This window comes from Ruegeria sp. AM7, assembly GCF_056535965.1.
In genome coordinates, this window is record NZ_JBQFJE010000003.1 from 1,446,380 (window position 1) to 1,466,056 (window position 19,677).

A 19,677-nucleotide genomic window follows, 5' to 3' on the forward strand; every position below is an offset into this window, starting at 1 on the left:
GTCCATTCACAAATACCTCAATTTGACGCTTCTTTATCCGCGTGATGCGCGTTTGCATCGGACACCCAAAAACCGAAGTAACCTGCCCTAAGTTTAAACAGAAAAGCATCATCTGCGCAAAAAACTGCCGAAAATTCCCCCTTGAAAAGATGAATATGAAAGACTTCTTGGCGCTCTTCCGCGACTGTGCCATAAATTCGCCATCTGGGATGGGAAAAAATTAAGAACGCGCGCGTAACATCGTGTGCAGGCAGGAACAGTACGGGACGAAACATAAAATGACGACGAGCAGTTCCTCGGGCATGACCCGGCGGGCCCTATTGGGCGCATTTGCGGCAACAGCAGTGGTTGCAGCACCGACATATTCAAACGCAGCAGGTTTCCTCCGCGGTGGCGGCGATATTCGTCGTATCCGTATGTATTCCGGTCGCACAGGCGAGCGGATTGACATGATATATTGGGTTGATGGCAAGTACATCAAGGACGCTGTCAAAGAAGTGAACCACTTCATGCGTGACTGGCGGACAGACCAGGTCAAAGACATGGACCTGCGCACTATCGACATCATGGCCGCTTCGCATAACCTGCTGGACGCAAACGAACCTTATATGCTGCTGTCGGGATACCGGTCGCCACAGACTAATGCGATGCTGCGGTCTCGCTCGCGTCGCGTGGCAAAGAACTCCCTTCACATGAAAGGCCAGGCTGCAGATTTGCGTCTTGCTTCTCGGTCGGTTTCGCAGATGGCGAAGGCTGCGATTTCTTGCCGTGCGGGCGGTGTCGGTAAATACTACCGTTCGAACTTTGTTCACATGGATTGCGGAGAGGTTCGGTCCTGGGGCGGTTGATACCTGCTAAAGACCATGTCTTCTCTAGCTGGCAGGCGCGAGTCTTTCGCGCCTTTTTATTTGCCGGGTCATCCAACCGAGATACCGACCAAGTGTTTGGCCTGAATTGTTCTGGTTGACGCAAAATCGGCCCCACTGCGCCTTTTTCGAATCTACAAACAAGTTACTTGCCGATGATTCAGCGCGGGGGTGCTGGAATCTGCACATCGAAAACCGGCCACCCCTTGCAAAAGGTTTCGACAAAAAAACGGCCGCAATTTCTTGCGACCGTTCGGAATTCGGGGTTCGAAACGATTAACGCTTCGAGAACTGGAAAGAACGACGGGCTTTGCGCTTACCGTATTTCTTACGTTCCACAACGCGGCTGTCGCGGGTCAGGAAGCCAGCGGCTTTCAGAGCGCCACGCAGCGAGGGATCGTACAGTTGCAGCGCTTTCGAGATGCCGTGCTTGACCGCACCGGCCTGACCGGTCAGGCCACCGCCTTTGACGGTTGCAACAACGTCGAACTCACCTTCCACACCGGCAACCTGGAACGGCTGGCGCAGGATCAGCTGCAGAACGGGACGCGCGAAATACTTGTCCTGGTCTTTGCCGTTCACGGTGACCTTGCCGGAACCCGGCTTGATCCAAACGCGGGCAACAGCGTCTTTACGCTTGCCGGTGGCGTAGGAACGGCCCAGCTCGTCACGGACGGGCTCGCGCGCGATGACTTCTTCAGCCACGGTTTCAACGCCTGCGACGGCGCTCAGCTCTTCGAGAGTATTGATCTGATCAGCCATCGGTCATTAGCTCCGGGTGTTTTTCTTGTTCATGGACTTAACGTCCAGAACTTCGGGCGCTTGCGCCTCATGAGGGTGCTCGGCACCGGCGTAAACGCGCAGGTTGGTCATTTGCTGACGCGCCAGACGGTTGCCCGGCAGCATGCGCTTGACCGCTTGGGTCACGACGCGTTCGGGGTGTGCACCTTCCAGGATTTGCTGTTTGGTGCGCGACTTGATGCCGCCCGGGTGGCCCGTGTGCCAGTAGAAGTTCTCTTCGCGCTTCTTGCCGGTCATCTGGATTTTGTCAGCGTTGATCACGATGACATTGTCGCCCATATCCATGTTCGGGGTGAACGACGCTTTGTGCTTGCCACGCAGGCGCATGGCGACGATCGAGGCAAGACGACCCAGAACAACGCCCTCGGCGTCGATCAGGATCCATTTCTTGTCGATGTCTGCAGGTGTTGCAGAAAAGGTTTTCATGGCAGGATAGTCCTGTTTGATGTGGAAGACCGCCCCAAGTCCGAGCAGCCCGAAATCGATGGAGCGTATTTAGAGGGGAGTGTGGCGCAGGTCAACAACAGCAATGCCTTTTAAATTGAGCAATAACAAGTGCTTATAAAATAGGTATTATTTTACCCCAATCTAAACGCTGATTTGCTCGGGCGGATTGTCCAGTAGGTTGCGCAGGCGTTGCATTGCGTCCTCGAACCTTTCCAATGAGACATGGCCGTTCATTGCAATACGCACTGCGTTCGGCGCACGACCATCCCGTAAAGCAAATTCATCAGCCGAACGCAGCTGGATGCCTTCCCGCTCTGCCGCACGACTGAACGCTGCGGCGCGCCAACCGGAGGGCAGGTTTAGCCAGACAAAAGGCACGTCCGGTGCCCAATTCAGGTCAAACCCTCCCAAAGCATTGACAGTCACGCGAACGTATTCACCCATTTTCAGTCGTACATCGCGTGCAATGCGCCGTGTGCGAGGATCGGAAAGCATTAACCGAGTCAACTCGGCAAGCGGCTGCGCAAGACCGAAATAACCGTATTCAGCCGACCGACGCAGATCTACACTTCGTTCGCGCGGCGCAATAGCGAAACCAACACGCAGCGCGGGCGTCAGCGTCTTGGAGATGGAGGACACGTGCCACCCCCGCTCTGGTGCAAGAGCGCGATAGCTGGGTTCACGCGCATCGCCCATTCGGTAGCAATCATCCTCGATGATTTGTAGATCAAAGCGTCGCGCGATTTCGACAATCTCTTTCCTTCGCTCAAGTGGCGTATGCGCGCCGGTGGGATTTTGCACTTCAGGAGATACGCAAACGGCCTGGGCAGGGTTCTGGCGCAGAACGTGCTCCATGGCGCTAGGGTCGATGCCCCACCTGTCCATCTTTACGCCGACCACTTCAGAGCGCATGAGTTCCCCGGCTCTGCGGAATCCCGCGTAAGACAAGTCTTCCACCAAAACGATGGGCTTGGGTCCTCGCAGGATGGTTTGGAAGACAAGGCAAAGACCGTTCTGCCCCCCGTGCGTAAGTACAATGTCATCATGGGACAATGCGCCCAAGGGCAGATCTGACAACCACTCGACCACCGCCTGGCGCATGGGTTTGTAAGCATCTCGGGTGGGATAGTTCAAAAACAATCCCGGATCCGCATGCGAGACTTTTTGCAAGCACTCGCGGATCAGGGCCACCTGCCCCACATCGGCCAAGCGGGGGCTGAACAGGCTGACATTTGCGCTATACTTGTCCTCGCGCAAATGCAGTTGCCGTGCCCAAACGTCGTCCAGTATCGGCGATTTTGGAGGGGCAACAAATGTACCACGCCCCACCTCGGCATGCAGCAACCCCTCATCGGTCAGAATAGTATAGGCGCGCGCCACTGTGCCCGGTGTGATTTGTAACCGATACGCCAGCTCCCGGACCGGTGGCAACTTGGCTCCGACTTCCAGCAAATTGTTATCAATAGCTTTTCGAATTGTATCGGCCACCAGACTATACTTCGGGCCTTTGGATTTCGGCAGTGATTCCGGCCAAATTGTATCCATTACAATTCTTCCTTTGATTTTGACACAATGTGGAATGTATCAATCACACATACCGAACATATTACGTTTGTGTCAATACAATTTGAAAGGATACCCAAGATGACACGCGCAATGCACACCCCCGCCCTTATGTTGCTGAACGACAGCCCTCGGCTGCCGCTGATCGCATCGCTGGCCGTGCGGTTTGCGGCGACTGTCACAAAGTGGGAGCGACAGCGCCGCAGCAGGATAAATTTGTCAAAGCTGGATGATCGGTTGCTGCGTGATGTCGGGTTGACCCGCCATCAGGCCGACCGCGAAATCAATCGCCCGTTCTGGCACGGGTAGCAAATCCCCAGTCCCATTTGGGACCTCTTCCTTGGCCGGGCTTGTCCCGGCCATTTTTTATCCGAACGCAGCGGCAGCAGACCCCTCGGGTGGCAGGGAATATGTCATCGTGGCGCGTGCGACCGGTTTGTTCGAGCCCTCCGAATACATCAGCACGTCCCCTACAGCCAAAGCCTTACCCAGCTTTAGCAGGGTGCAGCGTGCGATCATGTCCCGGTCCCCATCGGGTTTGCGCATGAAATCCATCGAACAGCCCGTTGTAACGGCCAACGATTGACGCCCCTTGCGCGCAAGAATAATGGCGTAGACACAGACATCGGCCAGACCGAACATGGACGGCCCTGAAACGGTTCCGCCCGGCCGCAAGTGCCTGTCTTCGACCGCCAGCCGCATGGTGATCGTGTCCTCGGTCAGATCCTCAACCACGAAATCCCGATGCACCTGCGGAAAGACCTGTTTCATATAGGCGGTCAATTCTTCCCGGTTTAAGACCAATGACATACTTCCCCTCCTCGATTTGCCGACCTAGAGTTGGCCCCACATCAGATCGGAGGGCAAGATGGGAATTCTGGAACGTCGCGACACGGGTGCGGTTGCAAGGTTGAAAATGAACGCACCAGAGCGGCTTAATGCCCTGAGCGACGAAATGCTGGCCGCCTTGCAGGTTGAGTTCGACACGTTGCGCAAAGACCAGACGATCCGCGCTGTTGTCCTGTCGGGCGAAGGCAAAGCGTTTTGCGCAGGGCATGACCTAAAACAAATGACCGCCGGTCGTCAGAGCGAAGACGGGGGCAAAGCGTATTTCCAGGATCTTTTTGCCAGATGCGCGCGGATGATGTTGTCGATCCAGTCCCTACCCCAACCCGTCATTGCGCAGGTTCATGGTATTGCGACAGCAGCCGGGTGCCAGTTAGTGGCCACCTGCGATCTTGCCGTCGCTGCGGAAGGTACAAAGTTTGGCGTAAATGGGGTAAATATCGGGCTGTTCTGTTCGACGCCGATGGTGGCGCTCAGTCGCAATATTCCGCGAAAGCAGGCGTTTGAAATGCTGACCACGGGCGATTTCATATCTGCTGAGCGCGCAGCAGAGCTTGGACTGGTCAATCGTGTCGTCCCTGAAATGCTTCTTGAACATGAAAGTCAGGCACTGGCGGAAAAGTTGGCAGACAAGCTTGGGTCGGCAGTCAAGATCGGCAAACAAGCGTTTTACCAACAACTCAATATGCCAATCGAAGAAGCCTATGACTACGCCGGTGAGGTAATGGCGCAGAATATGCTGCATCGGGATACCGAGGAAGGAATATCTGCATTTATTGAAAAAAGACCCCCAAATTGGAGGCAATAACGCAATTGTTCTTAAGTATTTTATACACTGTTCGCATTTTTGGACTTTTCAAAAGGGCAACACTGTGGCAATGCTGAGACAAGGCTAAGGCCGAATTACGTATTTTGGGTCGCCGTAGGCGGAAGGTCCCTCCGAGCTGGTCTCTCTCACCAGCGTTGACATTCCCGCAGCGGCGACCCCAAAATTTCCTCGAAAATGTAAAAGCTCCGCGCCTAGAGGGTTTGCGTTGCTGTGTGCTGTGCCCTATGTGGCAGCGCATGACACAGAAATTGCATATCGTGGGCGGCGGCATGGCCGGGTCCGAGGCGGCCTGGCAGGCTGCGGAAATGGGCGTTGACGTGGTGATCCATGAAATGCGACCCAAAGTGGGTACCTTTGCGCACCAGACTGGTAATCTGGCCGAAATGGTGTGTTCGAACTCGTTCCGGTCCGACGATGATGAGCAAAACGCTGTGGGTCTGTTGCATTGGGAAATGCGGGCAGCCAACGGATTGATCATGACAACCGCAGACACTCATCGCTTGCCTGCGGGTGGAGCGTTGGCCGTGGACCGCGACCCTTTTGCCGAGGCTGTTACAGCCAAGCTGCACGCCCATCCGCGTGTCGAAGTGACAGGAGAAGAAGTTACCGCCCTGCCCGATGACGGCCACTGGATCATTGCAACCGGTCCATTGACCTCGGTCGCGCTTGGCGAGTCGATCCGTTCTGAGACAGGGGCCGAGTCACTGGCGTTTTTCGATGCCATTGCGCCTATCGTCTACGCAGACAGTATCGACATGAGCAAAGCCTGGATGCAGTCGCGATATGACAAGGGCGAGACCGAGGAAGAGCGGACCGCATATCTCAATTGCCCCATGGACCGAGACCAATACGAGGCATTCATCGACGCTCTGCTGGCTGCCGATAAGACCGAATTCCACGAGGGCGAAACGGCGGGCTATTTCGATGGATGCCTGCCGATCGAAGTCATGTCCGAGCGCGGCCGGGAAACGCTGCGCCATGGCCCGATGAAGCCGGTCGGTCTGACCAACCCGCATCAGCCCGAGGTCAAGCCGCATGCGGTTGTACAATTGCGTCGGGACAATGCGTTGGGGACGTTGTTTAACATCGTCGGCTTCCAGACCAAGATGAAATACGGCGCGCAAACGGACGTCTTTCGGATGATCCCCGGGCTTGAGAATGCCAGTTTTGCCCGTCTGGGCGGCATTCATCGCAACACGTTCATCAACTCTCCAACCCTTTTGGATGAGCAGATGCGTTTGAAATCACGTCCCAATATCCGGTTTGCAGGGCAGATCACCGGCGTAGAAGGTTATGTCGAAAGTGCAGCCATGGGGTTGTTGGCGGGACGGCTCGCTGCAGCCGAGATGCTGGGTCGCACCCTTCCGGACGTTCCGCAGGACAGCGCCATGGGGGCCTTGATCCACCACATCACCGGTGGGGCTGAGGCCAAGACGTTTCAGCCTATGAACGTGAACTTTGGCCTGTTCCGTCCTGTCGACGGTCTTAAGGGCGGACGTCGGGGGCGCAAAGATCGCTACAAGGCTTATACAGATCGCGCCAAGGCGGCTTGGACTGACTGGCTCACCCAATGCTGACTGGACGTGTGACGCTGAACAAGCCTAACATGGTGATATGAGCGATGATTATCTAAAAGACGTCTACGGCCTCGACACGCCCGAGGCCACGCGCGATCACTATCAGAAATGGGCCTCATCCTATGATTCAGAAGTCGAGGCGCACGGGTATGCAACCCCCGGCCGCGTGGCCGAGGCGCTCTGGTCCAAGCTTCCCGAACCTCAGACGCCAATTCTGGATTATGGATGTGGAACGGGCCTGTCTGGCGAGGCCCTGAACGCTGTCGGATTTCAGGTGATTGATGGCATCGACCCAACGCCGAAGATGCTGGAAGGTGCAAAGGCCAAAGGCGTTTACCGAACCCTAAGCACTTTTGATATCGCGGATCCGAACCCGTTGAAAGCCGGAGGCTACAAAGCCATCGCTGCAATCGGTGTAATAAGTGTAGGCGCCGCGCCGCCCGAGACGTTCGATATGCTGATGAATGCGTTGCCCACAGGCGGCCTACTCGCATTTTCTTTTAATGATCATACGCTTGAGGATCACACCTATACCTGTCGCCTGAACGATTGGCTTGATATGGGGGCCGCGCGGCTGCTATTGCGCGAATATGGCCCGCACCTTCCTGGAATGGACCTTAAATCCGACGTCTACATTGTTGAAAAAGCGTGACATTCACAACCAGGTTTGCACCTTCTCCGACCGGCCCATTACATCTTGGGCATGCCTATTCGGCACTGCTGGCCAGCGATATGGCTACGGATCAGCAAGGCGTATTCCTTTTGCGGATCGAAGATATCGACCGATCCCGCTCTAGAACGCATTGGGAAGATCAGATTTATGATGATCTTGAGTGGCTTGGATTAAGCTGGCCAAGCCCGGTTCTGCGTCAGAGCGAACGCCTGCGCGTATATGAAGCAGCACTTGAGGACCTCTGGTCGCAAGGCCTGCTGTATCCTTGCACATGTAACCGCAGGGATATCGCCGCAGCCGCCACCGCACCGCAGGAGGGTGCTCTTCTCTTAGGGCCGGACGGGCTTATCTATCCCGGAACCTGTCGTAACGCAGCCATTCGGACAGGTGCTATGCCGCGAAATGTTCCTCTGCGGTTGGATATGGAACAAGCCGGTAGGGTCGTCCCCCCCGAAGTCGAGATGAATTTCCTGGAAACCGGCTTTGGACCGAACCGTGAAAGCGGGCAAATTTCATTCAGCCGCGCAGATTTGGTTAACACGATTGGAGATGTCGTTCTCTCACGCCGAGACATGGGCACGTCTTATCACCTATCAGTGGTTCTGGATGATGCCGAACAGGGAATAACACGGGTCGTGCGTGGGCATGATCTGTTCGAGGCCACCCGAATCCATATTCTTCTACAAATTCTTCTGGGGCTGCCGCGCCCCTCGTATCACCACCACAGCCTGATCCGCGATGATACCGGTAAAAGACTGGCTAAACGGGACGATGCCCGCGCTATCTCCAAATACCGGGCTGATGGAGCCAGCCCGGAAGACATTCGTGCGATGGTGGGCCTACACCATAGGTGACATCAGCTCGATCTCGTCACCGTCACGAACTGCAGTGTAAAAACAACTGCGCCTGTTCGTGTGACAGGCCGGTCCCGTTTGTCGCACGACGACCAGCAGGCAATCCCGATCACAGTCGACGCGAAAATCAACCAACTCCTGCACATGGCCCGAGCTTTCGCCTTTGATCCAGAAGGATTGCCGGGATCGAGACCAATAAGTTACGCGCCCGGAGGACAGCGTTTTTTCAACCGCCTGCATGTTCATCCAGGCCATCATCAACACCTCGCCCGAGTTTTCGTCCTGGGCAATGGCGGGGATTAAACCGGCCTCATTGTATTTTAAGGTGGAAGGGTCGAAGGCGACTGTTTCTGTCATGGTAAAAACCTTTTGCATCCCGATGGATGCTGACTATGTATGGGGAACAGTCAATGAGGGAAAGCCATGTCCGGCGAAAATGACCTGATCAAGCTCTACTCCGGCCGCATTCTTGCTTTGGCTTCCGATATTCCGCATCTGGATCGGTTGGAAAACCCGAATGCCACGGTGAAAAAACGCTCGCCTTTGTGCGGGTCAACCGTAACGGTTGACGTTAAGCTAGAGGATGGGCGCGTCTCCGAATTCGGGCAGGATGTTAAAGCATGTGCTTTGGGCCAAGCCTCGGCTGCTGTCGTCGGAGCTGGCGTTATCGGAGCCACACGGGCACAGGTCGAAACTGCGCGCGATCAGTTGTCGGCAATGTTGAAGCAAAACGGCCCTGCCCCAGACGCGCCATTTGATGGCCTTGAGGTTCTGATGCCCGCGCGGGATTACAAGAACCGGCATGCCTCGATCTTACTGGCGCTGGACGCCACCGCCGAGGCAATGGAACAGGCCGAACAAGCCAATTGCGCCTAAGCGTGGCATTTTCTTCTGATCCGGTCTAACTTCCTGTGAAATCAGCGGAGCGACCGATTTGAATAATCTGCTCGAACACTTTGTGACGCTTTGGGTCGTTATTGATCCCATCGGCACTATTCCCGTCTTCATCGCAGTCACCGCCGGGCTCGAGGCCGCGGCTCGGCGCAAAATGGCGCTGCTGGCGTCAGTTATCAGTGCCGGTGTTCTGCTGTTCTTCCTTGTCTTTGGCCAGTTGTTGATTGAGGCGCTGGATATCGGCCTTAATTCCTTCCAAGTGGCCGGAGGGATCATCCTGTTTTTATTCGCACTCACAATGATATTCGGCGAAAGTAAGCAGGACGTTGAACAGAAAGCGGCCGAGGACGACGAGCAGGACAAGTTACATCAGCACAATCCCGCGATATTTCCCTTGGCAGTTCCATCTTTGGCCTCGCCTGGCGCGATGTTGGCTATTGTCATTCTAACCGACAATAACCGCTACAGTGCCGCGGATCAGGGTATCACTGCGCTGGTCATGCTTTCAGTTGTCGCGGTTGCGTTTGTGCTGATGTTGTTGGCCGAGCCTATTATTCGCCTGATCGGACATTCCGGAGCAGCGATAATCAGCCGCGTAATGGGCATGATACTTGCTTCGGTCGCGGTGAATTCCGTCCTGTCGGCGATGTTGGAAATCATGAAAACCGGTCAGCTATAAAAAAGCCGCCGCACCTTCCGGGCGGAAAGGGCGGCGGCAGGCTGTGCGTGTCTCATGTGGGGTCCGGAGGTCCGCGCAGGGCCGAGGCATGGCCCTTCAAGGGAATTGGGACAGGCAGGTCACCCTTGATTCAGATGGGGATGACAGCGCGGGATATTCGGCACGAGATCGCAGGCAGAAAGGGTCAGAACACTGCAGGAAGGTGAAGAGCGACCATCAACATGACCACCAAAGACACCGCACCCACCGCATCTTGCAGTAAAGTTGTGTGCGAGCGGCTTATCGCGGTCTTGATCTGGGTCAGCATGGGTCACCTCCGGTCAGGGTTTTAATCCTTTGTTGACCTTTTGTTCTCATATTTCCCCGAGTCGGTAAAGAACTTTTTAAGAACATTTGCGAACTTTATTGTTAACCCACTGAAATTAAACGGATCGCTTCATCCTGCTTCATTAACCACAATAGAACGCGAACGGCTTTGCCCCGTTCAGACGTAAGTTTGGGATCCTTAGCCAGAAAATTCCGGGCATCGCTTTGGGCGATCGCCATCAATCCAGCTTGCCGCTCAAGATCGGCAATTCTGAACTTAGGCAGACCAGACTGCGCCGTGCCGATCAGATCACCGGCGCCGCGCATTTGCAGATCGGTCTCGGAAATTCGAAACCCATCTTCTGTCTCGCGCAGTACCTCTAGTCGCTTGCGTCCCCCGTCGCTCAGCGGCGCTTGGTACATCAACAAGCAAGTCGAGTCCGCCTCTCCTCGCCCGACACGACCCCGCAACTGATGTAGCTGGGCGAGTCCAAAAATTTCCGCGCGCTCGATCACCATGATCGAGGCGTTCGGGACATTCACCCCGACTTCGATAACAGTTGTCGCCACAAGAACTTTGGTGTGACCCTCTTGAAAGGTTTTCATCGCGGCGTCTTTTTCGGCAGCGGGCATCTGGCCATGTACCAGACCGACCACGCCTTCACCCAATATGGCGCGCAGCCGCTTGAACCTTTCTTCAGCCGCAGTCAGGTCCGAGACCTCGGATTCGTCCACCAATGGACAAACCCAATAGCATTGACGACCTTCGTCGATGGCACGGCGCAGATGGCTGACAACTTCCTCCATCCGATCAGTGCTGACGATGGCGGTTTTGATGGGCTTTCGACCCGGCGGTTTTTCGTCAAGAACCGAAACGTCCATGTCGCCATATTGCGCCAAGGCAAGGCTGCGGGGGATCGGGGTGGCCGTCATGACCAATACATCCGCGCCCTGCCCTTTTTCAGACAGTTCCATTCGCTGACGCACCCCAAACCTGTGCTGTTCATCCACAATCGCCAACCGCAGCGCGTTGAACGCTACATCACTTTGAAAAACCGCATGTGTACCAACAAGGATATGAATGTTCCCCTGCTGCAACGCCGCCAACTTGGCGCGCCGCTCGGCCCCTTTGTCGCGTCCGGTCAGGATTTCAAGCACAATTCCGGCCTGTTCGGCCAGCGGGCGCAAGCCTTCCAGATGCTGTCGCGCCAAGATTTCAGTCGGTGCCATCATAACGCCCTGACCACCGGCTTCGACGGCCACCAACAACGCCAGGAACGCCACCAGTGTCTTCCCTGCCCCGACATCGCCTTGCAACAGTCTGTTCATACGCGCATCAGAGGCCATGTCGGCAGTGATTTCGTCGATCGCCCGCATCTGCGCACCAGTCGGAGTGTATGGCAGGTTTTGCAGAACCTTGGATTGTAATCGCCCTGTGCCGATGCTCACTATACCGCGGGCCTTGCGTTCGCGTTGCCGTGCCAGTGCCAGTGTTACCTGATGCGCAAACAGCTCATCATAAGCCAGTCTTTGCCGCGCGGGAGCATGCGCGGACACATCGTCGGCCCCGTTTGGTCCATGCGCAGCTGTTATTGCATCGATCCAGCTTGGCCACTCCTGCTGTCCCACCTGAGCCGGGTCGATCCACTCGTCCAAAGCGGGAGCGCGGGACAAAGCACTACGGGTCGCCTTGAACGCGACTTTTTGCGTCACGCCTTGCGTCAAATGATATACCGGTTCGAATTCGGGAATGTCTCCAGCGCTTTCGATGGGCAGGATATGGTCCGGATGAACCATCTGAGCCATTCCGTCAAACAACTCCAACTTGCCCGAAATGATCCTGCACGCGCCCTCTGGCAGCACCTTCTTGAGGTAATCGCCACGTGCATGGAAAAAGACCAACTGGAATTCCGTCTGCGCATCCTCGACATGGATGCGGTAAGCACCGCCCTTGTTGCGCGATGGCCGGTGCACACCAACGGTCACCTCAACCGTAAGTGTCGTTGGCAGATCGACACCCTGAATCGTGTTCCTTCTGCGCCGGTCGACAACCGCATAAGGCAGCCCGAATAGAACATCGCGCGGAGTTTCGACACCAGATTGCATGAGGTTTTGCGCAATTTTGGGGCCGACGCCGTCTAAGGTTTCCAAACGGGCAAATAAGGGAAACAGAAGTTCAGGACGACCACTCATGCCGAGCCAATCAGTTGCAACCAGCCATCTTCATCAAGGGTCTGAATGCCAAGTTCGGCAGCTTTCTTTGCCTTCGATCCGGCTCCTGGTCCAGCCACAAGAATATCGGTCTTTTTACTGACAGACCCGGATACTTTGGCACCCAATGCTTCTGCCCGGGCCTTGGCCTCGGCTCGGGTCATTTTTTCCAACGTCCCTGTGAAAACGACAGTTTTCCCGGCGACGGGGCTGCCACTTGTATCGGGGCGTTTTGCATCCTCAACGTCCAGCTGCGCAACGAGTGCATCAATCGTTTCACGTTCTGCCACTTGCGCAAAGGCCGAGACCAGAGCCCTGGCCATGACCTCACCCACGCCATCAATGGCCAACAGGTCTTCCCACTCAGGTCCATCAAAACTGCCGGCTGCTGTGATTGCAACTTCGAACTCATCCCAAGCGCCATAATGGTTCGCCACAAGGTTCGAGGCGGCCTCTCCCATATGTCGAATGCCGAGTGCGAACAGCAGGCGACCAAACGGAATGCGCCGCTTTTCATCAATGGCGTCCCACAGATTACCGACGCTTTGTGCGCCCCAACCCTTTCTGTTTGCCAGCTTGTTAAGGTTCGCAGAATCCCGCTTTTGCAATGTAAAGATATCGACCGGAGTTTTGATCGGCAGGTCCGGGTCATCATAGAACATTTCTATTTGCTTGGCGCCCAACCCCTCGATATCGAACGCCTTGCGAGATACAAAATGTTTTAATTTTTCAACGGCCTGCGCGGGACAAACGATTCCACCTGTGCAGCGCCGGACGGCATCCCCTTCCTCACGCACTGCATCACTGTCGCACTCGGGGCATCGTGTCGGAAAGGTGAATTTTTCCGCGCTGGCTGGTCGTTTAGCTATATCAACGTCAGCCACTTTTGGAATGACATCCCCAGCGCGATAAACCTGAACCCAATCTCCGACGCGAATATCCTTGCCGTCGCGAATGGTCCCGCCTTTGGCATCGCGCCCAGCGATATAGTCTTCATTGTGCAAGGTCGCATTGGACACAACCACGCCGCCCACGGTGACCGGATGCAGCCGAGCGACCGGGCTAAGCGCCCCTGTGCGTCCAACCTGAATATCGATAGCCTCTAACCGGGTCCAAGCAAGTTCCGCCGGAAACTTATGCGCAATTGCCCATCTTGGTGTTGTGGATCTGAACCCAAGACGCGCTTGCAGCGAGAGGTCGTTTACCTTGTAGACAACGCCATCAATGTCGTAGCCCAAAGTCGATCTCTGAGCCTCGATATCGCGATAGTGGTCCAGCATCTGCCGGGTTGTGTCGCATAATGCGGTCAACGGGTTTGTTGAAAAACCGTAGGCGGCCAGTTTCTCAATCGCCGCCATCTGCGTCGTCGCCAAAGGTTGAGACAGATCGCCCCATGCATATGCAAAAAACCGCAGCGGGCGTGCGCGCGTGATCGATGCATCCAACTGCCTGAGCGACCCGGCGGCCGCGTTGCGAGGATTGGCAAAAGTCTTGTCCCCTGCCTCGGCCTGCCGCGCATTCAGAGCGTCAAAATCAGCGTGCGACATATAAACTTCGCCGCGTACTTCCAGAATCTCTGGTGCATTTTTCAGAACATGCGGAATGTCTGCAATAGTACGTGCATTGGCCGTAACATTTTCACCAACCTCGCCGTCGCCACGCGTCGCCGCCTGAACCAATTCCCCATTCTCATAGCGCAGTGATAACGATAACCCGTCGATCTTCGGTTCGGCAGTAAATGCCACGGGTACAGCATCGTCGAGTCCGAGATATTTCCGAATCGAGCGTGTAAAATCAGCGACATCCTCGTCTTCGAAGGCATTTCCAAGGGACATCATGCGAACTGCATGTGTCACTTTTGAGAATCCATCAGCCGGACGCGCACCGACCTGCTCTGACGGGCTGTCGGAACGTTTTAGATGTGGGAAACTCTGCTCAATGGCAGAGTTTCTTGCTTTGAGCGCGTCGTATTCCGCATCGGAAATATCCGGCGCATCTTCTGCATGATATTTTTGGTTTGCCTGTGCAATCAGCTCTGCCAACCGCGCAAGCTCTGCCTGCGCCTGACCTTCTGTCAGCTCTGAAACTGGAATTGAATTGCTCATGGCCTCGCCCTGTCACGTATTCTTGGACCTCAGTGATAGGGCGAGGCCATGGTCAGGTCCAGATGTGCTGTTCAGTGAGTGAGCAGGCCGCCCCGGACCAAAGCGGCTGATGTTTTAGGAAAAGTCAGGCCCCAACGGCAAGGCGGCGGTCGTCCATACTGTTGCTTTGCGGATCGCGAAGCACATAACCCCTGCCCCAGACAGTTTCGATATAGTTTTCTCCGCCGGTTGCATTGCTCAGCTTTTTGCGGAGTTTGCAGATGAAGACGTCAATAATCTTTAGTTCCGGCTCGTCCATTCCGCCGTACAGATGGTTCAAGAACATCTCCTTGGTTAACGTCGTGCCTTTACGAAGGCTCAGAAGCTCCAGCATTTGGTACTCTTTGCCTGTCAGGTGAACGGTTTGCCCTTCGACCTCTACCGTTTTCGCATCCAGGTTAACGGCGACACGACCTGTATGGATAACGGATTGAGAATGCCCTTTTGAGCGCCGGATGATCGCGTGGATACGGGCCACCAGTTCTTCCCGATGGAATGGCTTGGTCATATAGTCGTCAGCACCAAATCCGAAGCCTTTGATTTTGCTTTCCGTATCGTCAGCCCCCGAGAGGATCAGAATAGGCGTTTCCACCCGCGCAATGCGCAACTGCCGCAAAACTTCGTGGCCATTCATGTCCGGTAGGTTCAGGTCCAGCAAAATCAGATCATAATCGTAAAGCTTGGCCAGATCGATCCCCTCTTCGCCCAGATCCGTCGCGTAGACGTTCAGGTTCGCGTGGGTCAGCATCAACTCGATGCTCTTCGATGTTGTGGGATCATCCTCGACAAGAAGTATACGCATTTACTGCTCCAATTCGGTTCAATTTACCAATTCAAATCAAACCTGCTCAAAAATGGTTAATCTGACGTTACCGTTGAATCATTTATTCACTTTCATCTTTAGGTTGTCGATATTTTTTTAATGCAGTCGCCTTCAAAGCATCTGTTCCGTGTTCTGCGACCGCGGAAACCCACGAATTGAACTCTTCATCACTAAGCCCATAGCGTTTTTTGGCATCGGCCAAGGTGATCAACCCATAAAGGACGCCACGTACAACAATCGCTTTTCGCGACGCGACCCAACGTGTGGTGGTTTCCGGAGGCAGGTCCGATCTGGATAAAACCGTTCCATCCGGCAGGGTTACGGAGCGTGGCCCTTCAACTTTGTGCAAATACATCTTTCCAACCTTTTCTGCTGCGACAAAGCTGACACCACCCTACTTAATGTGCGGTGAAACCGCCCCTTGAGAGTGTGTAGAATTTTCCTATATTCTGCCGGTCTTTCTTAACCCGCACTGGAATCGTTATGGCCCTCGATACCGAGACACCGCTAAACTCTCTTGGTTTTGCCAAACCGCCCTCGGAAACCCGGGTGGTCGTAGCCATGTCTGGCGGTGTGGACAGTTCTGTCGTCGCCGCCCACCTGGCCGATCAGGGGTACGACGTGGTCGGTGTGACGCTTCAGCTTTATGACCACGGCGCGGCGTTGGCAAAGAAGGGCGCGTGCTGCGCAGGGATCGACATCCATGACGCCCGGCGCGTTGCCGAGGAACGTGGCTTTCCGCATTACGTTCTGGACTATGAGAACATCTTCAAGGACGCGGTGATTGATGAATTCGCCGACAGCTATCTGGCGGGCGCAACCCCGGTCCCTTGCATTCGCTGCAATGAGCGGGTGAAGTTCAAGGATCTGCTGGAGACTGCCAAGGATCTTGAGGCAGACTGCATGGCGACCGGCCATTATATTCAACGCAAAATGGGCCCCAACGGCCCGGAACTGCACAGCGCCGAGGATGCGAACCGCGACCAGTCCTATTTCCTGTTCTCGACCACACCCGAACAGTTGTCGTTTCTGCGCTTTCCCTTGGGACACTTGCCGTCCAAGGACGCCACACGTGAAATGGCTGCGCAATATGGGCTGGCAGTAGCGGATAAGCCCGACAGTCAGGACATCTGCTTTGTGCCCAATGGCAATTACGCAAGCGTCATCGAAAAGCTGCGCCCCGGTGCGGCTGAACCCGGCGAGATTGTTCATGCCGATGGCCGCGTGTTGGCGCAGCATGACGGTGTGATCCATTATACGATCGGGCAGCGGCGCGGCCTGGGTATAGGTGGTCTGACTGAGCCGCTTTATGTGGTCAAGTTGGACGTGGACAAAAAGCAGGTCGTCGTTGGACCCAAAGAGTTGCTGGCCACCCGCACCATCCCCGTGCGCGAGATCAACTGGCTGGGGGATGAGCCCTTTACCTCGCGCGACGAATGGCACCTAAAGGTCAAAGTCCGCTCGACCCGTCCCCCGCGCGAAGCGATCCTCCGCCCGCTTTCGGACACGACGGCCGAGGTCGAGTTGCTGACCCCCGAAGAAGGTGTCTCGCCGGGGCAGGCCTGTGTGTTTTATGCGTCTGAAGGAAGCCGTATTTTCGGCGGCGGTTGGATCTGGCGTGGGTACTGATTGCTAAAGCACGTCGGTTGGCGTGTTAAGCAAAATATAGAGACCGACCAAGATCATGACATAGGGTGTGATCCTCTCAAGCCGTGCGAAACGTGGCGCAAGGCTTTGCGCATGCGGCGCCCCTATCACGGCGATTGCGGAAACCCCCAGAATGGCGACAACCGCTCCAATCAGGGCAGCAAGTCGAAACGTCGTGGTTGAATCGGCAAGTAACGGGGTCATTGCAGCCAATGTGTCGATGGATAGGCTGAGGAACAGGGCAATGATTGACGAGACGTGACTGTAATCCTGCGTCTCAGTCGAGCCGTGTAGGGTGAATTGCCGCCAGAGACCGCGCAGGCCCAAAACCAAGGGGATGACGCCCAGATAGCCGATCCATGACAGTATGCCAGTTTGGCTCAGCCCGCTGGCAATGGCGAGCGAAACGATCAGAATACCGAGTTGGGCGATAATAAAGCCCATCGCAGCGCGACGCGCGCTGACCACCACGATCAGACCAAGTAATACCGCCAGATTGTCCAGATTGGTCGACACCGTGACCAAAGCCGCGGAAATTGCGAATAGCAGATGCTCTAGCATCGGTTCAGCGCATTCTTTCTAAGACGGCACGGGCAGCGCGCAGGCCAGGCGCCTCGCCGCCTCGCCCAAGCCGGTCCATGGTCAAATCCATCGCATGTCTTTGCGCCTCCGGCGCATTGGCCACGCCTGACAATGCCGAGGCAATTTTCTCTGGCTGACACTCGTCCAGCAGGCACTCGGGCACCGTGCGGGTTTCCGACACCAGGTTAACCAGCGTAACCGTATCAAGTTTCACCATCCGTTCGGCCATTTTCTGCGTCAACCAACTGAGCCGGTAAGCGATAACCATGGGCGTCGCCTGTGCCGCCAGTTCCAGCGATACGGTGCCCGACGCGGCCAATGCCAGATCGGCAGCGGCGAAGGCAGCCCGTTTCTGAGAGACCGCCTTGTCCGATGGTATGTCACGCGGGTCGACAACGACCGGATTGCCGGGCCAGTTCTGGATATGGGTCTGGACGGTATCAACCATATGCGCCACAGCCGGCACCACGACGCGCGTTTCCGGGCGGTCCTGCAAGTACAGGGCCAAAGCCTGACCAAAGACCGGAGCCAGCCTGTCAACCTCACCGCGCCTGGAGCCGGGCAAAGCAAGCACCAGCGGCGAATTTGCTAAATCATAGGCGTTGCGAAACGCCGCGATCTCGTCGTTGGTTGCACCAGGTTCGCTGGCGACAGGGTGCCCGACGAAATCGCACTCCATACCCGCGCGTTCCATATAGGGCGGCTCGAATGGCAACAACGCCAACACATGGTCGATCACCTTGGCCATCTTGTCCGCGCGCCCCGGACGCCACGCCCAAACGCTGGGGGCCACATAGTGAACCGTACGGATGTTGCTTTGAGCCTTGACCAACTTGGCGACACGTAGCGAAAAGTCTGGGCTGTCGATGGTGATCAGAACATCGGGTTTTGTATCCAGAACCGCCTGCGCAGTCTCGGCAATACGGCGTTTGAGATGGAAGAATTTGGGCAGCACTTCGACCAGCCCCATCACCGACAGTTCCGACATCGGAAAACGGCTGTCCAAACCCTGCGCTTGCATCAAAGGGCCGCCAACCCCGTCAAACTGTACCTTAGGTTCAAGGGTGCGCAGCCCCTCCATCAAAGCGCCGCCCAAGCGGTCGCCCGAGGGTTCACCGGCGACCACGAAAACACGCATCAGATGGTCCGCTCGCGCACGTAAAGGAACAGACCCAACCGGTCACATTCGGCAATGACCTGTTGGCGTTGCAGCACCATTACCCCACCCTTTTCGATGACAATCCCCGCTAATCCGGCGGCGACCGCGTCCGAGACCGTATCCGGCCCAATCGCTGGCAAATCCGCACGACGGTCTTGATCGGGTTTCGGAGCCTTGAACAGAACGCCCCCGCCGGCATCCGGTCGTTGCGTCAGAGATTGCAGCATCCAGGCTGTGCCGAATATCCCCTCGACTGCGAGCGCTTGTCCCTTCGAGACCACGCAGGCTTGCCCAATATCCGCAGCGCCCATGGCACGCACAATACCTGCTGCGCGATCGGCATCGGTTAGGTCCGCCTCTGATGGTCGGGCCCCGGTCAGTGACCCAAGCTTAGGCAGCAGATTGGGGGCTATTTCATGTGCGGCGCGGACCTCAAGGCCCGCAGCCTCGAAGATTTCGATCACGGCGCGCAACGCGCCATCATCACCAGACATGATGGCCTGCTGCAAAATGGGCACCAAAGGCATGGTTGCAGCATCGATACGGCTGGGATCAATCGCTGGTCGTTGGACCGCGCCAGCCATACAGATTTGCGTTACGCCACGCGCTTTCAAATCTGCAATGAAAGTCCCCAACTGCTCGAGTGGAAAGGTGACGTCGGCATCCAGAACATCAGGGGGAAACCCCTCCATCGCACAGATGACAGGACGTTCAGCCAGTTGGGCAACCACCTCGGCGGGCAAAGCCCCTGTTCCCGCGATCAATGCCAGCATCGG

At 55.9% G+C, this 19,677-nt stretch carries 23 protein-coding genes; 9 read left to right on the forward strand and 14 right to left on the reverse strand.

The genetic code is table 11. The features are described from left to right. Positions 1-17: 17 nt before the first annotated feature. Positions 18-275 (reverse strand): hypothetical protein, encoded by a 258-nt coding sequence (locus ACR3EG_RS11170; protein ID WP_480501746.1) that lies wholly within the window; start codon positions 273-275, stop codon positions 18-20. A gap of 3 nt (positions 276-278) precedes the next feature. Between ACR3EG_RS11170 and mepK the strand changes: the two genes are divergently transcribed. Beyond that, positions 279-848: a peptidoglycan L,D-endopeptidase MepK gene (mepK, locus tag ACR3EG_RS11175; RefSeq protein WP_170354148.1), complete on the forward strand. Its 570-nt coding sequence runs from the start codon at positions 279-281 to the stop codon at positions 846-848. Positions 849-1,142: 294 nt separating this feature from the next. On the opposite strand, the gene rpsI is transcribed toward mepK, so the two are convergent. The 3 genes from rpsI to ACR3EG_RS11190 all read right to left on the reverse strand — a co-directional run bounded on the left by rpsI (position 1,143) and on the right by ACR3EG_RS11190 (position 3,659). Next, positions 1,143-1,628, reverse strand: a complete 486-nt coding sequence (gene rpsI, locus ACR3EG_RS11180) for a 30S ribosomal protein S9 (RefSeq protein ID WP_170388395.1) — start codon at positions 1,626-1,628, stop codon at positions 1,143-1,145. A gap of 6 nt (positions 1,629-1,634) precedes the next feature. Further along, the gene (rplM, locus tag ACR3EG_RS11185) at positions 1,635-2,093 is read right to left on the reverse strand and encodes a 50S ribosomal protein L13 (protein ID WP_039536983.1); all 459 of its coding nucleotides are present in this window, start codon (positions 2,091-2,093) and stop codon (positions 1,635-1,637) included. 162 nt (positions 2,094-2,255) lie between these two features. Beyond that, positions 2,256-3,659: an aminotransferase-like domain-containing protein gene (locus tag ACR3EG_RS11190; RefSeq protein ID WP_480495718.1), complete on the reverse strand. Its 1,404-nt coding sequence runs from the start codon at positions 3,657-3,659 to the stop codon at positions 2,256-2,258. 99 nt (positions 3,660-3,758) lie between these two features. Here ACR3EG_RS11190 and ACR3EG_RS11195 point away from each other — a divergent pair, with 99 nt between their 5' ends. Continuing rightward, positions 3,759-3,986: a DUF1127 domain-containing protein gene (locus ACR3EG_RS11195; RefSeq protein ID WP_480495720.1), complete on the forward strand. Its 228-nt coding sequence runs from the start codon at positions 3,759-3,761 to the stop codon at positions 3,984-3,986. Positions 3,987-4,043: 57 nt separating this feature from the next. On the opposite strand, the gene ACR3EG_RS11200 is transcribed toward ACR3EG_RS11195, so the two are convergent. Further along, a complete protein-coding gene (locus tag ACR3EG_RS11200; protein ID WP_480495722.1) occupies positions 4,044-4,487 on the reverse strand; it encodes a PaaI family thioesterase in 444 nt (147 codons plus the stop codon). 58 nt (positions 4,488-4,545) lie between these two features. Between ACR3EG_RS11200 and ACR3EG_RS11205 the strand changes: the two genes are divergently transcribed. From ACR3EG_RS11205 to gluQRS, 4 genes are all read left to right on the forward strand, one after another. Continuing rightward, positions 4,546-5,331, forward strand: coding sequence for an enoyl-CoA hydratase (locus ACR3EG_RS11205; RefSeq protein WP_480495724.1), 786 nt, complete (start codon positions 4,546-4,548; stop codon positions 5,329-5,331). Positions 5,332-5,588: 257 nt separating this feature from the next. Beyond that, positions 5,589-6,929, forward strand: a complete 1,341-nt coding sequence (gene trmFO / locus ACR3EG_RS11210; protein ID WP_480495726.1) for a methylenetetrahydrofolate--tRNA-(uracil(54)-C(5))-methyltransferase (FADH(2)-oxidizing) TrmFO — start codon at positions 5,589-5,591, stop codon at positions 6,927-6,929. Positions 6,930-6,966: 37 nt separating this feature from the next. Then, positions 6,967-7,581 carry a class I SAM-dependent DNA methyltransferase gene (locus ACR3EG_RS11215; protein WP_209197059.1) on the forward strand — a complete coding sequence of 205 codons (615 nt, stop codon included), beginning with the start codon at positions 6,967-6,969 and terminating at the stop codon, positions 7,579-7,581. Next, a complete protein-coding gene (gluQRS, locus tag ACR3EG_RS11220) occupies positions 7,578-8,456 on the forward strand; it encodes a tRNA glutamyl-Q(34) synthetase GluQRS (RefSeq protein WP_480495727.1) in 879 nt (292 codons plus the stop codon). The genes ACR3EG_RS11215 and gluQRS overlap by 4 nt, the downstream gene beginning before the upstream one ends. Here the strand turns inward: gluQRS and hisI are convergent. Then, positions 8,442-8,831: a phosphoribosyl-AMP cyclohydrolase gene (gene hisI / locus ACR3EG_RS11225; protein ID WP_480495729.1), complete on the reverse strand. Its 390-nt coding sequence runs from the start codon at positions 8,829-8,831 to the stop codon at positions 8,442-8,444. The genes gluQRS and hisI overlap by 15 nt on opposite strands. A gap of 48 nt (positions 8,832-8,879) precedes the next feature. Here hisI and ACR3EG_RS11230 point away from each other — a divergent pair, with 48 nt between their 5' ends. Together ACR3EG_RS11230 and ACR3EG_RS11235 are read left to right on the forward strand one after the other, a co-directional pair. Further along, positions 8,880-9,332, forward strand: coding sequence for an iron-sulfur cluster assembly scaffold protein (locus tag ACR3EG_RS11230; RefSeq protein WP_480495731.1), 453 nt, complete (start codon positions 8,880-8,882; stop codon positions 9,330-9,332). A gap of 58 nt (positions 9,333-9,390) precedes the next feature. Beyond that, positions 9,391-10,029, forward strand: a complete 639-nt coding sequence (locus ACR3EG_RS11235; RefSeq protein ID WP_170751151.1) for a MarC family protein — start codon at positions 9,391-9,393, stop codon at positions 10,027-10,029. A gap of 184 nt (positions 10,030-10,213) precedes the next feature. On the opposite strand, the gene ACR3EG_RS11240 is transcribed toward ACR3EG_RS11235, so the two are convergent. The 5 genes from ACR3EG_RS11240 to sciP all read right to left on the reverse strand — a co-directional run bounded on the left by ACR3EG_RS11240 (position 10,214) and on the right by sciP (position 15,868). Next, complete coding sequence (locus tag ACR3EG_RS11240) at positions 10,214-10,336, reverse strand: hypothetical protein (RefSeq protein WP_280635687.1); 123 nt, start codon at positions 10,334-10,336, stop codon at positions 10,214-10,216. A 101-nt stretch (positions 10,337-10,437) separates the two neighbouring features. After that, on the reverse strand, positions 10,438-12,528 hold the full coding sequence (gene recG / locus ACR3EG_RS11245; RefSeq protein WP_480495734.1) for an ATP-dependent DNA helicase RecG: 2,091 nt from the start codon (positions 12,526-12,528) through the stop codon (positions 10,438-10,440). Continuing rightward, on the reverse strand, positions 12,525-14,651 hold the full coding sequence (ligA, locus tag ACR3EG_RS11250; RefSeq protein ID WP_480495736.1) for an NAD-dependent DNA ligase LigA: 2,127 nt from the start codon (positions 14,649-14,651) through the stop codon (positions 12,525-12,527). The genes recG and ligA overlap by 4 nt, the downstream gene beginning before the upstream one ends. A gap of 124 nt (positions 14,652-14,775) precedes the next feature. Then, a complete protein-coding gene (gene ctrA, locus ACR3EG_RS11255) occupies positions 14,776-15,492 on the reverse strand; it encodes a response regulator transcription factor CtrA (RefSeq protein WP_170354134.1) in 717 nt (238 codons plus the stop codon). An 82-nt stretch (positions 15,493-15,574) separates the two neighbouring features. Further along, positions 15,575-15,868, reverse strand: a complete 294-nt coding sequence (gene sciP / locus ACR3EG_RS11260) for a CtrA inhibitor SciP (RefSeq protein WP_480495739.1) — start codon at positions 15,866-15,868, stop codon at positions 15,575-15,577. Between the two features lie 128 nt (positions 15,869-15,996). On the opposite strand from sciP, the gene mnmA reads away from it, so the two are divergent. Next, positions 15,997-17,142 (forward strand): tRNA 2-thiouridine(34) synthase MnmA, encoded by a 1,146-nt coding sequence (gene mnmA, locus ACR3EG_RS11265; RefSeq protein ID WP_480495741.1) that lies wholly within the window; start codon positions 15,997-15,999, stop codon positions 17,140-17,142. Positions 17,143-17,145: 3 nt separating this feature from the next. On the opposite strand, the gene ACR3EG_RS11270 is transcribed toward mnmA, so the two are convergent. The 3 genes from ACR3EG_RS11270 to ACR3EG_RS11280 are packed head-to-tail and all read right to left on the reverse strand — an operon-like array spanning position 17,146 to position 19,674. Beyond that, on the reverse strand, positions 17,146-17,721 hold the full coding sequence (locus ACR3EG_RS11270; protein WP_170354131.1) for a hypothetical protein: 576 nt from the start codon (positions 17,719-17,721) through the stop codon (positions 17,146-17,148). Positions 17,722-17,725: 4 nt separating this feature from the next. Then, entirely contained in the window at positions 17,726-18,880 is a 1,155-nt protein-coding gene (gene lpxB / locus ACR3EG_RS11275; RefSeq protein WP_480495743.1) for a lipid-A-disaccharide synthase, read from the reverse strand. Next, positions 18,880-19,674 carry an LpxI family protein gene (locus ACR3EG_RS11280; RefSeq protein WP_480495745.1) on the reverse strand — a complete coding sequence of 265 codons (795 nt, stop codon included), beginning with the start codon at positions 19,672-19,674 and terminating at the stop codon, positions 18,880-18,882. The genes lpxB and ACR3EG_RS11280 overlap by 1 nt, the downstream gene beginning before the upstream one ends. Between the last annotated feature and the right edge of the window lie 3 nt (positions 19,675-19,677).